The organism is Klebsiella sp. CN_Kp073, from assembly GCF_040065495.2.
GTDB lineage: Bacteria > Pseudomonadota > Gammaproteobacteria > Enterobacterales > Enterobacteriaceae > Klebsiella > Klebsiella aerogenes.
Window position 1 is genome coordinate 2212187 of the sequence record NZ_CM198051.1, and the last position, 14416, is coordinate 2226602.

The window sequence follows — 14416 nt, forward strand, 5'->3', positions numbered from 1 at the left end:
TTACATATTCATCACAAAAATAGGATGCGTGCGGTGCGGGCAGTTGTCAATGCTTGTATATACAGGATCGGTCAGATGGGGAGTGAGTGAAATAATAATAGCGAGGTACCTATGTCTTCTTTTTCGTCTACAGACGGGCAATCAAAAAATAATGAGGCAGGATTAAAGGAAACGCGGTCGATTGATTACATCCCCGAGCGCGAAAGGCATGGGCATCCCTTTAGCCAGTTTACCCTATGGTTTGGCGGCAACCTGCAAATTACCGCTATTGTCACCGGCGCTTTAGCCGTAGTGCTGGGTGGTGACGTGGTGTGGTCGCTGATAGGTCTTCTTCTTGGACAGGTGCTGGGGGCGGCGGTGATGTCGCTGCATGCGCTGCAGGGACCACGGCTGGGTTTGCCGCAGATGATAATAAGCCGCGCCCAGTTTGGCGTCTTTGGCGCGGTAGTGCCGTTGGTACTGGTCTGCATTATGTATGTCGGTTTCTCCGCGAGCGGTACCGTACTGGCGGGGCAGGCGATGGCAAAACTGTTGAGTATCAGCAATGTAGCTGGAATGCTGCTATTCAGTGCAATTATTATTGTTATTGCGGTGCTGGGTTATAAGGTGATTCATAAGCTGGGTAAACTGGCGAGCATTATCGGCATTCTGGCCTTCGTCTATATGTTCGTTACCCTGCTGATGTCGGCGGATCTCACGGCCCTGGCGCAAAATAACCATTTCTCCCTGCCGATGTTCCTGCTGGCGATGTCTCTATCCTCGTCGTGGCAAATCGCTTTCTGCCCGTATGTGTCCGACTATTCGCGCTACCTGCCACGCAATGTATCGGCAACGAAAACGTTCTGCTCGGTGTTTTTCGGAACCGTATTGGGAACCCAGACATCCATGACGCTGGGTGTGTTTACCGCCGCGATTGCCGGCAGCGCATTCCCCGGTCATGAAGTGAGTTATCTGGTGGGATTAGGTAAAAGCCAGGTGATGGCGATGGTTATCTATTTTGCTATCTGCTTTGGCAAAATCACCTTCACGACGCTCAACGCTTACGGCAGTTTTATGTCTCTGACTACCATTGTTTCCGGTTTTCGTCGTCAGACCGCGTTGTCGCAGCAATGCCGGGTTGCTTTCGTCGTCATGATGGTGGCGGCTTCATGTATTATCGCGCTGCTCAGCGAACCGGCTTTCTTAAAGCACTTTACCCATTTCCTGTTATTCCTGCTGGCCTTTTTCGTTCCCTGGAGCGCCATCAGCCTGACGGATTACTACATTATCTCTAAAGGCGCGGTCGATATTCCGGCGCTGAGCGATCCGCATCAACGCTATGGTTTCTGGAATTGGTATGCCATTACCATTTATATCATTGGCGTGCTGATTCAACTGCCGTTTATTGAGAACCCGCTGTTCCATGGTTCGCTGACGTGGATATTCGCCGGCAATGATGTGTCATGGATTATCGGCTGGGTAGGTACCGGATGGTTGTATTTTGCGCTGCGACGCTTCGACCGCCGTCCATTACCGGCGCAGAGCGTGTTCCCGCAGTCATAAACAGCAGGGGCGGCTATTGTGCCGCCCCTGAAGGAAGGTTAACGCTATTTGCCATCTTTTCGCCAGGCGTCGGCAGTCAGCGCCTCGCCGAAATGGCCGGCGATCAGCCGTTTGGTCAGTTCATGGAGCGGCGAGGCCAACACATCGGCGGTGCTTCCGCGTTCGACTACTTCGCCCTCATGCATCACCAGCACCTGATCGCTGATATGCTTCATCATCCCCAGATGCTGGGTCACGTAGATGTAGGATATTCCCTGTTTCTCCTGCAGCTCCAGCATCAGGTTGATTAGCTGCGAACGCATCGACATATCCAACGAGGCCAGCGCCTCATCGCAGATAATGACTTTCGGGCGCAGGATCAAGGCGCGAGCAAGCCCCAGGCGCTGCTTTTGCCCCGGCGCCAGCATATGCGGATAGTAGCTGACGTGGTCCGGCAGCAGTCCCACCATGCGCATGGTTTCGATAATCTGCTTTTCCCGGGCTTCCGGTTCGAGATCGGTATTGAGACGCAGCGGGAAATCGAGGATCTGCGAAATACGCTGACGCGGGTTGAGCGAGGTCGAGGGATCCTGAAAAATCATACGAATACGCTGGCTACGGAATGAGTAGTCGCCAAACTCCAGCGGATGGTCGTCAATCAACAGTTCGCCGGTGGTCGGCTCGACCATGCCGGCCAGCATTTTGGCCAGCGTGGATTTCCCGGAGCCGTTTTCACCAATAATTGCCAGCGTCTGCCGCTCGCGCAGGGTAAAGCTGAGCGGCTTCACCGCCTCTACCGTCTGGCGATGGAACCAGCCGGTGCGGTAGCGAAAGGTCTTACTCAGATTGCGAACTTCCAGCAATGTTTCGACCATTTCACTCTTTCTCCATGTTCAGCGGGAAATGACAGGCGTACAGATGATTACGCGCGCCGGTCAAACGCGGCGTGACGATACACTCGCGTTGCGCATAGGGACAGCGCGGCCCCAGTCGACAACCGATGGGCAGCTGTTCCAGCAGCGGAATGGCGCCGGGCAGGGTATTCAGCCGGCTTTTATGCGGCATTGAGCTGCCGAAGTCCGGGATCGCACGAATCAGCGCCTGCGTGTAGGGGTGATGAGGGATGGTCACCAGCTCTTCGCTCGGGGCGGTTTCCACCGTCTGCCCGCAATACATGACGTTAATTTTATCCGCCCATTTGCTGAGCATCTGCATATCGTGACTGATCAGCAAAATGGTGGTGTTGTTATTCTGGTTGAGCCGGGTCAACAGGCGAATAATTTGCGCCTGGGTGGTTGGCTCCATGGCGTTAGTGGGTTCATCAGCAATCAGCAAGCGCGGCTGGTTGGCAAGCGCGATGGCGATCATGACCTTCTGACATTCGCCGTCGGTCAGCTCGTAGGGGAAGCTGCGCATAATATCTTTGTGATCTTTAATCCCCACCCGGTGCAGCAGTTCGATAGCGCGGCGCTTGCGCCAGCCAAAGCGTTGCCACCAGTGGCCTTTAAAGGTCCAGCCGGGGATATTTTGCATCAACTGCAGCCCAATACGCTCGGAAGGGTCGAGGCAAGACTGCGGCTCCTGAAAGATCATTGACACGTTGTGGCCAATCAGTTTGCGGCGCTCGCGGTTAGACAGGCGCAGCAGATCGATATCATCAAAACGCATACGGTCGGCGGTGACCCGCCAGTTATCTTTGGTGACGCCGCAAATCGCCTTGGCGATCAAGCTTTTGCCGGATCCAGACTCACCGACCAGACCACGGACTTCACCTTCAGCCAGCGTCAGGCTGACCCGGTCGACGGCCTTTACCCAGCCCTCGTTGGTTTTAAACTCAATGGTGAGATTACGAATATCCAGTAACGGCATTATTGAACCCCGGCAATAATTGCGCGGCGAATACCGTCGCCCAGCAGATTGATGAGCAGTACGCTTATCATGATGGCCGCCCCCGGCAGCATAACCGTCCAGGGAGCGACGTAAATCAGTTCCAGCGCGTCGCCGAGCATGGCGCCCCATTCCGGAGACGGTAGCTGGGCGCCGAGGTCGAGAAAACCGAGTGCGGCAATGTCGAGGATCGCCATTGACAGCGCGCGGGTAATTTCGGTGACCAGCCCGGCGGTAATATTAGGCAGAACCGCAAACCAGAGAATATTGAGCGTGGAAGCGCCGTCGAGGCGAGCAGCGATAACATACTCTTTTTCCAGTTCATCGTGCACCATGCTATAGACCGAACGCACCATGCGTGGCAGCAGCGCCAGCCAGACGGCGAACATTGCATGGCTCAGATGCGGCCCGGCGAAAGCGACGACGATAATCGCCAATAGCAGCGAGGGGATCGACAGCAGGGTGTCGAGGATGTGGTTCATTATCGCTGAACGCAAACCATGGGTGGAGCCGGCAATGACGCCAAGCACCAGGCCGAACAGCACGGCGCCGAGCGTGACCACAAAGGCGCCGCCAACGGTCGGTGCCGCGCCGCTGAGCAAGCGGCTCAGAACGTCGCGGCCGAGATCGTCGGTACCGAGGAAGAACGACACTTCGCCGTAGCGCGACCACGAGGGCGGCAGCAGCTGGTAGCCGAGGAACTGCTGATCGATGCCATAAGGCGCGAACCAGCCGCCGAATACGCACAGCAGCACCAGCGCGCCGCAGCCGTATAAACCAATCATCGCGGTAGTATCGCCGTAGAATTTACGCCATACGGTGCGCAATGCGCCGGGCGGGCGCTTTTCAAGATAGACGCTATCGTAGGGCATACCATTCCTTATGTTTCAGTGGGTTAGCCATGGCTCCTAAAATATCCGAGATGACGTTGACGATAATGACCAGCGCGCCGATTACCATCACTCCGGCGGAAATCGCCGCGTAATCCTGTTGGCGGATGGCGTTGATCAGCCAGCGCCCCAGCCCCGGCCAGCTGAAGACCATTTCGGTAATCATCGCCAGCGTTAGCATGGTGGAAAACTGCAGCCCCAGGCGTGGGATCACCGGCGGCAGGGCATTGTGCAACACGTGACGATGGAGGATTGTCCGTCGGGTGACGCCACGGGTGGCCGCCGCTTTAACATAGTTTGTATCGTAGACTTCGCTGGTACTGATGCGCATCAGGCGGATCACTTCTGTGGTCGGCGCGACGGCCAGGGTCAACACCGGCAGCACCATATGACGCGCGGCGCTGACGATCATCTCATGGCGCCACGGCGAATCAGAGAGCCAGGCATCGATGAGCGCGAAGCCGGTCACCGTCTTCACTTCGTATAATAAGTCAAAGCGACCGGATACCGGGAACCAGCCCAGCGTCAGCGAGAAGAACAGGGTAAACAGTAATGCCAGCCAGAATACCGGAATGGAGAACCCCACCAGCGCTAGGGCGCTAATGAGCGTGTCCGGCCACTTATTACGCATGATCCCGGCAATCATTCCCACGGGAATGCCGACCAGCAGCGCAAAACCAAATGCCAGAATGCACAGCTCCATTGTGGCCGGGAAGACCACTTTCAGCTGTTCGGAAATCAGTTGGCCATTGATGCTGGAGACGCCAAAGTCCCAGTGCAGCACCCCTTTGAACCAAAACAGCCAGGCATTCCACAGCGATGCACCCTGCAGCGGCGCGTGCGGAGTGAAATAGCTGAGGCTAAAGCCGATAAAGGTGAGGAAAAACAGCGTCACAAGTAACAGCAGCAGGCGGCGCAGGGTAAAAATAATCATGGTTTTTTCACCTCTTCTTTTTCGCGCGACACGCCTGCGAAGGAGGCGTTGCCAAACGGACTCAGCACCAGTCCTTTCATATCATAACGATAAGCCTGCAGCCGCAGCGAAGAGGCCAGCGGCAGCACCGGTAGTTCGCGGGCGAGAATATGCTGTGCCTCTTTATAGGCTTCGATGCGCGAGGCCAGCTGCTGAGAAATCAGCGCTTTTTGTAACACCTCATCAAACTCGCGGTTGCACCAGTGGGCGAGGTTGGTCTGCGAACCAATCGCCGCGCAGCTCAACAGCGGGCGGAAGAAACTGTCCGGATCATTACTGTCGGTGGCCCAGCCGGAAAGCGTCAAATCGTGGCTCATGTCCATCAAACGCGCCTCCTGGAAGCGGCCTTCAACAGGAATAATAATCACTTTTACACCCACCTGCGCCATATCCGCCTGTATCAACTCGGCGGTTTTCAATGGGCTGGGGTTCCACGCCTGAGAACTGGTCGGCACCCACAGTTTTAAGGTCAAATTACTCAAGCCCAGCGCCTGCAGGCGACGACGCGCCTCCGCGGGGTTGTATTCGGTGATTTTAGCGTCGTTGTCGTAGGCCCACGAGGCGCGCGGCAGCATTGAAGCCGCGGTTTCCGCGGTGCCGTAGTAGATCGATTGCATCAGCCGCTGGTTGTTGATCGCCAGCGCCAGCGCGTGGCGAACTTCCGGGTTATCCAGCGGCGGTTTGGCGGTGTTGAAAGCCAGCCAGGCGATATTCATACCCGGGCGCAGCGTCAGACGCAGGCGCGGATCGTCGCGCAGGATGGTGAGCTGGCTGGCGGCCGGCCAGGCGAGCACATCGCATTCGCCGGTCAGCAGTTTTGACAGCCGGCCGGTGCCGCCGGAGCCGAGATCCACCACCACCTGCGGCATCAATGGTTTGCCGCGCCAGTAGGCCGCGTGGCGCTGCAGGCGGATGTACTGCCCGGTGCGATACTCTTCTAGCTTGAACGGACCGGTACCGACGGGCTGGCGGTCGAGTTGTTCTTCGCGGTCGCTTTTGGTCAGCTGCGCGGCGTACTCTGCGGACATGACCGAAGCATAGTGCGTCGCCAGGTGCCACAGGAAAGAGGCATCGGGACGTTTCAGGCGAAACTCGACGGTATGGTTATCCAGTTTCCGAACGCTTTCTACGGTGTCGGCGAACTGCAGACTATCGAAATAGGGGAAGCTACTGCCGTTGACGCTGTGCCACGGGTCGTCACGGTTAAAGATGCGCCCGAAGGTGAATATGACATCATCAGCGTTAAAAGCGCGGGTCGGTTTAAACCAGTCGGTGGTCTGGAACTGGACCTTATCGCGCAGATGGAAGCGGTAGGTGGCGCCGTTATCAAGCACTTCCCAGCTTTCCGCCAGTTCAGGCACCAGACGGTAGGTATAAGGGTCGACGTCGAGCAGGCGATCGTAGATCTGGGCGGCGAGGGTGTCGACAATCAGGCCGCTGCTGACTTTTTGCGGGTTAAAGGTATTTACCTGCCCGCTGACGCAATAGACAAATCCGCTATCGCGGATATCGGCATTAGCTGGCAGCGCCGGAGTCGGGGCCGGTGCGGCAAAAGCCTGCCCGCACAGCATCGAGGCTGCCGCTAAAAGAGAGGACAATTTCAGGCGCATATTTTCTTTTTGATCATAGAGCAGAGCTCTATCTTATTAATATTAAATGACATTTACCACCACCTTTACGACATCGAGGGGGATAATGCGGTCACCGGCAGCGCATGTTGTCCAGCCAGTTGGTCAAAATAGTGTCGGAACTAAACCAGTATTATCAAACATGGTATCTTTTTATTGCCAATTTCTCCAGTTAGCCATCTGCAGGCGTTCTGGTATCGGCGCGGGTGGGCTGTGGGGATCAGAGCGGAAGGAGCTGATTATAGCGGGCAATATAATCTTTTGGCGTGATCTCCAGTTCTCCGCCATCGCGATGGATGGCGACGAAAGTACGCAGCACCAGTCCGCTTTTACGCTCTGATATTTCCCAGCCTTGTTCATTGTAGGCATCACGGGTGGAACGCACGCAGAGATCCGAGAAAATCATCATTAATGAGAGGGCTGGCGCATGATGATTTTTCATGGTGTGGATCAAACTGGCATGGGCGGCATAGCGGGTGAGCGTATGAGAATTAACCGGAATCACGTGAATTTTCAATCCATTGAATGATATTGCCGTCGATGATAATTCACATTAAGACATCTTACCAGTTACATATTATTAACTCTCCGCGTTTTCAAATGTGAATTAATAGTGACGTTGTCACGTTTCAATCCTCCAGCGGTGTGAATTCATATAACGCCAGCGCATTGCTCTGCAGTGAATCCACCCGTAGCCAGCCATCATCCAGTTGTTCCTCATGCACGCTCAGCGCCGGACGGGCGTGGTGCTGGAGCCAACGATAATCTTCTTCGTCAGGGCCGCTGCGGCTACGAAATGCCTCAAATAGCGGGAATAGCGCGCCATGGTGCTGATCGAACAGATGCTGTTTGATGCGCCAGCGTCCCTTCAGCCCTGCAAGCCGCAGGGTATAGGGCTGGCGAAAACGCTGGGTAAAGGCCTCTTCGCTCGACAGCCAGGGGTTGAAAATCACCGTATTGCGCAGTAGCAACTGGTAGTGTCCGTTATGGCGCAATAACAACAGGTTTTTGTCATTGATTAAGACTTCGCCGCGTAGACGCCGCCACAGCCATAATACCCAGTACACCGGGCGCGGCAGACCATGCAGGTAGTGCAGCGCCAGGCTGGAGGTGTCGAGTTTACCGTTGTCCCGCGCTTCCCCCTGAAGACCTGAATTAAGCCAGAAGCCGGCCAGCCACACCCGATCGGCAATGCCCAACAGGTTATCCATCAACAGCGCGCCGCGGAAAAAACGCCCGTTGGTATCGCGGGTATCGCCGGTTAGGGTATTCCACGATAGCAGCCACAGCGGTAACGAGAGCTGCCGTTGCCGTAGGGCATGATGGATTTGGCGTAATTTTTGTCGTGGATAGTCTTCGCTGGCGGATAGTTTGCTGCTATCGGCCTGCGCCAGGTCAAGCAGTTCGTTGGCATCCGCCTGGCAGGCGAGAAAGTCGGCCTCGCTGAGCAGCGGGGAAGACAGGAGCGGATCGTCGCCAATACCGCTTTGCGGGAAACGATGCCAGATACCCATTTGCGGTTGTTGCAAGGTGGACGCGAGCACTTCTCGCTGTTGTCGCCAGGCCAGCTGTCGCGCCGCTTCACCGGCCTGCGGCGACCAGTGCCAGACAAAGCGCCAGCTCGCGAGCGTCGCGGGTGGAAAGTGATTCACTGCGAGTTGCAGAAAACGTTGTAATAAGTCGCAGCGGGTGGTTAAGCCGGTATGTAGCAGCACCGTCCAGCCTTTCTGCGCCAGCCAGCTAAACAGCTGCTGAAGATTGTACCAACAGGCATAGCCTGCGAGCGTCGGGTCGTCCCAGCCCTCGCCAAACAAGCGACTGCTGAGAAACGGATCGTGAATATCGATGCCGTAAACGGGTAGCGTCTGCTGCAGTTGCTCCAGCTCGCGTCGCACATCTTCGCGGAGTAAATCATCGAGTTCACGGACGGTAACGATGGTTCGGGTATGGCGCAATACCGGCGCGCGCGCTGGCAGCTGGCGGATATCCACCAGCCGTGTCTGACGCGGGTTGAGCAGCAGCGGCGGTGTATCATCGCTGCTTTTTTCCGCCTCGTTAAGACGGGCGTAAAGCCTCTCGACCGCGACCGGGCGCCAGATTTCGCTGGCGTTCGCTCGTGGACGAGCGCTGGACTGCGGCTGCTGCTGGCGAAATTGTCGCGGCGTGACGCCGTGCTGGCGCTTAAACAGATCGCTCATGATGCGGGTACTGGCGAAGCCGTTATCCTGCGCCACCTGCTGAACCGAGCGGCGGGTAGTCAGCAGTTGCTCGGCGGCTTTGCCGAGACGCAGGGCGGTAATGTACTGCACGAAGCTAATGCCGACCTCTTTATGGAACAGGCGCGAAAGCCAGGCCTCAGAGACAAATTCGGCGGCAGCCAGTTCCTGCAGCGAGATCCGCCGCTGATAGTTGGCTTCGATGCGCGCTACCACGTTGGTAATTCGTCGGCTCCAGTTCTCGGCGCCGCGGCGCAGGCTGGGCACGATAGGTTGGGTAAAACGGGTTGCCAGCAGCAGGGCAATTTCACTCAGCCAACGGTTCGCCTCCAGCCGATAGCGCGACTGATGATTGACCAGCCCGGCTACAAGCAACTGGCGCATCAGCTGGCGTAGATTATCTGTGGCATCCCTGGTTTCGCTGCTAACCCGATAATCACTGGCAAAAAAATCGCTATCAAGGCGGGTGAGCCAACCGGCGGCAAGGTTGAGGATCATGACCGCATTGGCCTCTTCGCCGGTAATCTGCCAGCGCTGGCGGCGGTTAATAATCGCCAGTTCATCAACCCGCATCGGTTGCGACGATTCGCCGAGTTGCAACGTTGCGTTACCTTCCAGCAGCCATAGCAGCGTTAATCCGTCATTTTCCGGCGGGCTGAAATGGCGAATATCGCGAACCGTGAGGCTGAAATCGCCGAGATGATGTTCCATGCGCCGCTCCTTAAAAGACAAAAAATAGCAGGCTGTTTTTTGTCATAACAGAATTGTATAGAAAATAGTCATTGATATTTCGTCAATATAAAACAAAAAAAGGCATTTTAAAGCCGGTTGGGACGCATAAACTCGAAAGTGTCGTGCAAACACAACACAGGAATAATAAAAATGACACATCCACTGATTGAATCCTTGCAAGTTAATGAAGCGCAGTTTGTGGCGTTACGTCGCCGCTTCCACCAACAGCCCGAGATTGGCTTTGAAGAACATAAAACCAGCGATGAAGTCGCCCGGCTGCTTACTGAGTGGGGGTATGAAGTGCATCGCGGCCTCGCCGGTACCGGCGTGGTCGGGACGCTGAAAGTCGGCAGCGGCGATAAACGTCTGGGATTGCGCGCGGATATGGATGCGCTGCCGATGCAGGAAATGAGCGGCAAAGCATGGACAAGCCAGGTCGACGGGCGTTTTCACGGCTGCGGCCATGACGGTCACACCACCACGCTACTGTATGCCGCGGAATATCTGGCGCGCACGCGTCAGTTTAACGGTACGCTGCATTTAATTTTTCAACCGGCGGAAGAGCTGCTGTACGGCGGACGGGTGATGGTCAAAGATGGCCTGTTCACGAAATTCCCCTGTGACGCCATCTTTGGCCTGCATAATATGCCGGGCCAGAAACTGGGCAAAATCGGCCTGCGCGACGGCGCGATGATGGCCTCTTCCGATACGCTGCATATCGAGGTGAAGGGCATTGGCGGCCACGGCGCGGTGCCGGAACATACCGTCGATGCGACGCTGGTGGCCTGCCACATTACCCTCGCGCTGCAATCGATCGTTTCACGCAACATCACGCCATTTGAACCCGCGGTAGTCACCGTCGGCAGCATTCAGGCGGGCCATGCGCCGAACATCATCAACGATAAGGTATTGATGAAGCTAACCGTACGTACCCTTAACCAGCAGGTGCGCGAGACGGTGCTGCAGCGTATTCACGACATCGCGGTCGCTCAGGCGGAAAGTTTTAACGCCAGCGCTACCTTAACCCACGTCAACGGCAGCCCGGTATTGCGTAACGATCCGGCGGCTAATGAGCTGGTCCGTGAAGTGGCGACCACGCTGTTTGGCAAAGAACAGGTTGGTACCGTGAATCCATTTATGGGCAGCGAAGATTTCGCCTTCATGCTGGAGAGCAATCCCAACGGCTGCTATTTCACTATCGGCGCGGGTGATGAAGCCGACCGTTGCATGGTGCATAACCCAGGGTACGATTTTAACGATCAAATCCTGCTTACCGGCGCGGCGCTGTGGTGCGGCCTGACGGAACGCTATCTGCGTTAACCTATCGCGACGGGGGACCCGATTATGAGTTCTGTATCGTTAAGCGAATCTCAGTTCGTCGGTAGCGATCGCCTGCTGGCGGGTATTGTGCTCAGCGTGCTGACGTTCTGGCTGTTTGCGCAATCGGTTATCAATGTTGTTCCGGCGATGAAAAGCAGCCTCGATATTTCACTGGAGACGCTAACCCTGGCGGTGAGTCTTAGCGCCTTATTCAGCGGCTGTTTTGTGGTGGCCAGCGGCGGGCTGGCGGATAAATTCGGCAGGGTGCGGATGACCTATCTCGGCCTGGCGCTGAGTATTATCGGTAGCGCATTTCTGGCGGCGTCGCAGGGGCCGGGGCTATTTATCACCGGCCGTATCCTGCAAGGGCTTTCGGCGGCCTGCATTATGCCGGCGACGCTGGCGCTGATTAAAACCTGGTATGAAGGCAAAGCGCGGCAGCGGGCGGTGAGTTTCTGGGTCATTGGTTCCTGGGGCGGCAGCGGGCTTTGCTCGTTTGTCGGCGGTGCGATTGCCACCGGTCTTGGCTGGCGGTGGATCTTCGTGTTCTCGATTGCAGTGGCGCTGCTGGCGTTGCTGCTGCTGCGCGGCACCCCGGAGAGCCGCAGCGCCAGCGCCGATCGGCATAAGCTGGATGTGGGCGGATTATTAAGCCTGATCGCGTCGCTGGTGCTGCTTAATCTGTTTATCAGCAAGGGTCATCAATGGGGCTGGAGTAGTGGTTTATCGCTGTCGATGCTGTGTGGCGCGGTGCTGGCGGCAGCAGTATTTATCCGCAGCGGCCTGCGTAAAGGTGAAGCGGCACTGATCGACTTCGCTTTATTTCGCAACCGAGCCTACGGCGCGGCGGTGCTATCGAACTTTATGCTCAACGGCGCTATCGGCACCATGATGATTACCAGCATCTGGCTGCAACAGGGGCATCATCTCAGTCCGCTGGAAACCGGCATGATGACGCTGGGCTATCTGGTGACGGTACTGGCGATGATCCGCGTCGGGGAAAAGCTGCTCCAGCGCTACGGCGCACGGCTGCCGATGATGACCGGGCCGGTGTTTACCGCTATAGGTATTCTGCTGATCTCCTGTACCTTCCTCGATAAGTCGCTCTATATCGGGACCGTCTTCTTCAGCAATATCCTGTTTGGCCTCGGGCTCGGTTGTTACGCCACGCCATCGACCGACACCGCCGTCGCCAATGCGCCGGAGAATAAAATTGGCGTCGCGTCAGGGGTGTATAAGATGGGAAGCTCGCTTGGCGGCGCGATGGGTATTGCCGTGACAGCGTCACTTTTTGCGCTATTCCTGCCGTTGGGGATGGCCAGCGCCGCGCAGTACGCGCTGTGGTTTAACGCCGCGCTGTGTTTAGGCTCAATGCTGGTCAGCGCGGCGATGCTGCCGCGCGTCGCTCATAGCTGATGCTTCTTCAGTAATGCGCGTAGCTGGTGGTAGGTAAGCCCCAGCAGCGCCGCCGCCTGCTTTTGATTGTACTTCGCCTGCTGCAGGCTTGACTGCAGCAGGCTTTTTTCTTGCTCCAGCTGAAAGGCGCGCAGGTCCAGTGGTAGTTTGGGAAGCGCAGATTCATCGCCTGGAGCAGGCGCTGGGGCCGCGCGGCGAAATGGGTTGATAATGATATTATCCAGCTCGCTATCACTGCTGCTGTGGCGGTAAACCGAACGTTCAACCACGTTTTTCAGCTCACGAATATTGCCCGGCCAGCGGTATGCGAGCAGCGTGTCGACGGCTCGCTCGCTAAAGCCGGGAAACAGAGGAAGCCCCAGTTCGCGGCACATCTGAATGGCAAACTGGTTGGCAAGCAGCATGATGTCGCTCTGGCGCTCGCGCAATGGCGGTAGTTGCACGACGTCAAACGCCAGCCGGTCGAGCAGGTCGGCGCGAAAATGACCTTCTTCCACCATTTTAGGTAAATCGGCGTTGGTGGCGCACACCAGCCGTACGTTAACCTGCAGCGGTTGGCTGCCGCCGACGCGTTCCAGTTCGCCGTATTCAATTACCCGCAACAATTTTTCCTGCACCAGCATCGGAGCGGTGGCCAGCTCATCGAGAAACAGCGTGCCGCCGTCGGCACGTTCAAAGCGTCCCGGATGCCGTTTGCTGGCGCCGGTAAAGGCGCCGGCCTCATGACCAAACAATTCGGAATCGAGAAGGTTTTCATTCAGCGCCGCGCAGTTGAGCGAAATAAACGGCCCCTGCCAGCGCGAAGAGAGAAAGTGCAGACGGTTGGCAATGAGCTCTTTGCCGGTCCCGCGCTCGCCGATCACCAGCACCGGTTTATCCAGCGGCGCCAGCTGCGAGACCTGCTCCAGCACCTCCAGAAAGCTGTTTGCCTCGCCAAGCAGGTTATCCTTGTATTCCGTCATGATGAATTTCGCCATTAAGTAGTGTGATTCACCAACTCACTGTAGCAAGCAGGCGGCCATTCCTCAACCACCTTGTTTAAAATCAATAAGATAAAAAGTTGGCACGCCATTTGTATTAACTACTGCACAGGCCGCTGCCTGCTATCAGAACTATGAGGATTGAAATTATGGGTATTTTTTCTCGCTTTGCCGACATCGTGAACGCCAACATCAACTCTCTGCTGGAGAAAGCGGAGGATCCGCAGAAGCTGGTCCGTCTGATGATTCAGGAGATGGAAGATACATTGGTTGAAGTGCGTTCTACCTCCGCCCGCGCGCTGGCGGAAAAGAAACAGCTGACCCGCCGTATCGAACAGGCGCAGGCGCAGCAGGTGGAATGGCAAGAAAAGGCCGAGCTGGCCCTGCGTAAAGAGAAAGAAGATCTGGCGCGTGCGGCGCTGATCGAAAAACAGAAGCTGACCGACCTTATCGGCAGCCTGGAACACGAAGCGCAACTGGTGGATGAAACCCTGGCGCGGATGAAAAAAGAGATTGGCGAGCTGGAGAATAAGCTCAGCGAAACCCGCGCTCGTCAGCAGGCGCTGATGCTGCGTCATCAGGCGGCCAGCTCTTCGCGCGATGTTCGCCGCCAGCTGGATAGCGGTAAAATGGATGAAGCGATGGCGCGTTTTGAGTCTTTCGAACGCCGTATTGACCAAATGGAAGCCGAGGCGGAGAGCCATCGTTTTGGCAAACAACAATCGCTGGATCAGCAGTTTGCCGAGCTGAAAGCGGATGATGAAATCAGCGAGCAACTGGCGGCGCTGAAAGCCAAAATGAATCAGAATAACCAGTAATGCATATTGCGCGGCGCGGTGTTGCGCCGCGGCTC

At 56.4% G+C, this 14416-nt stretch carries 12 protein-coding genes; 4 read left to right on the forward strand and 8 right to left on the reverse strand.

The annotated features are described in order from the left end of the window. The first annotated feature begins 111 nt into the window (after window positions 1–111). Window positions 112–1542, forward strand: coding sequence for a purine-cytosine permease family protein (locus ABLV66_RS10650; protein ID WP_348876428.1), 1431 nt, complete (start codon window positions 112–114; stop codon window positions 1540–1542). Window positions 1543–1586: 44 nt separating this feature from the next. Here the strand turns inward: ABLV66_RS10650 and sapF are convergent, their stop codons facing one another. From sapF to ABLV66_RS10685, 7 genes are all read right to left on the reverse strand, one after another. Continuing rightward, window positions 1587–2396 carry a peptide ABC transporter ATP-binding protein SapF gene (gene sapF / locus ABLV66_RS10655; RefSeq protein WP_015366242.1) on the reverse strand — a complete coding sequence of 270 codons (810 nt, stop codon included), beginning with the start codon at window positions 2394–2396 and terminating at the stop codon, window positions 1587–1589. Window position 2397: 1 nt separating this feature from the next. Beyond that, a complete protein-coding gene (gene sapD / locus ABLV66_RS10660; RefSeq protein ID WP_015366243.1) occupies window positions 2398–3390 on the reverse strand; it encodes a putrescine export ABC transporter ATP-binding protein SapD in 993 nt (330 codons plus the stop codon). Continuing rightward, window positions 3390–4280 carry a putrescine export ABC transporter permease SapC gene (gene sapC, locus ABLV66_RS10665; RefSeq protein ID WP_348876427.1) on the reverse strand — a complete coding sequence of 297 codons (891 nt, stop codon included), beginning with the start codon at window positions 4278–4280 and terminating at the stop codon, window positions 3390–3392. Before sapC ends, sapD begins: the two co-directional genes overlap by 1 nt. Continuing rightward, a complete protein-coding gene (gene sapB, locus ABLV66_RS10670) occupies window positions 4267–5232 on the reverse strand; it encodes a putrescine export ABC transporter permease SapB (RefSeq protein WP_020078599.1) in 966 nt (321 codons plus the stop codon). Before sapB ends, sapC begins: the two co-directional genes overlap by 14 nt. Beyond that, window positions 5229–6881, reverse strand: a complete 1653-nt coding sequence (sapA, locus tag ABLV66_RS10675) for an ABC transporter substrate-binding protein SapA (RefSeq protein ID WP_045393130.1) — start codon at window positions 6879–6881, stop codon at window positions 5229–5231. The genes sapB and sapA overlap by 4 nt, the downstream gene beginning before the upstream one ends. A 238-nt stretch (window positions 6882–7119) precedes the next feature. Continuing rightward, a complete protein-coding gene (locus ABLV66_RS10680) occupies window positions 7120–7404 on the reverse strand; it encodes a hypothetical protein (protein WP_047067096.1) in 285 nt (94 codons plus the stop codon). Window positions 7405–7528: 124 nt separating this feature from the next. Continuing rightward, window positions 7529–9826, reverse strand: coding sequence for a helix-turn-helix domain-containing protein (locus tag ABLV66_RS10685; RefSeq protein ID WP_348876424.1), 2298 nt, complete (start codon window positions 9824–9826; stop codon window positions 7529–7531). A gap of 171 nt (window positions 9827–9997) precedes the next feature. Here ABLV66_RS10685 and ABLV66_RS10690 point away from each other — a divergent pair, with 171 nt between their 5' ends. Both ABLV66_RS10690 and ABLV66_RS10695 read left to right on the forward strand, forming a co-directional pair. Further along, complete coding sequence (locus ABLV66_RS10690; RefSeq protein ID WP_059342103.1) at window positions 9998–11167, forward strand: M20 aminoacylase family protein; 1170 nt, start codon at window positions 9998–10000, stop codon at window positions 11165–11167. Between the two features lie 24 nt (window positions 11168–11191). Beyond that, complete coding sequence (locus ABLV66_RS10695; RefSeq protein ID WP_213292476.1) at window positions 11192–12583, forward strand: MFS transporter; 1392 nt, start codon at window positions 11192–11194, stop codon at window positions 12581–12583. Here the strand turns inward: ABLV66_RS10695 and pspF are convergent. After that, window positions 12574–13560, reverse strand: coding sequence for a phage shock protein operon transcriptional activator (gene pspF, locus ABLV66_RS10700; protein ID WP_348876423.1), 987 nt, complete (start codon window positions 13558–13560; stop codon window positions 12574–12576). The two genes, ABLV66_RS10695 and pspF, sit on opposite strands and share 10 nt — an antisense overlap. A 152-nt stretch (window positions 13561–13712) precedes the next feature. Between pspF and pspA the strand changes: the two genes are divergently transcribed. Further along, window positions 13713–14381, forward strand: a complete 669-nt coding sequence (gene pspA, locus ABLV66_RS10705; protein ID WP_015366272.1) for a phage shock protein PspA — start codon at window positions 13713–13715, stop codon at window positions 14379–14381. The last annotated feature ends 35 nt before the right edge of the window (window positions 14382–14416 follow it).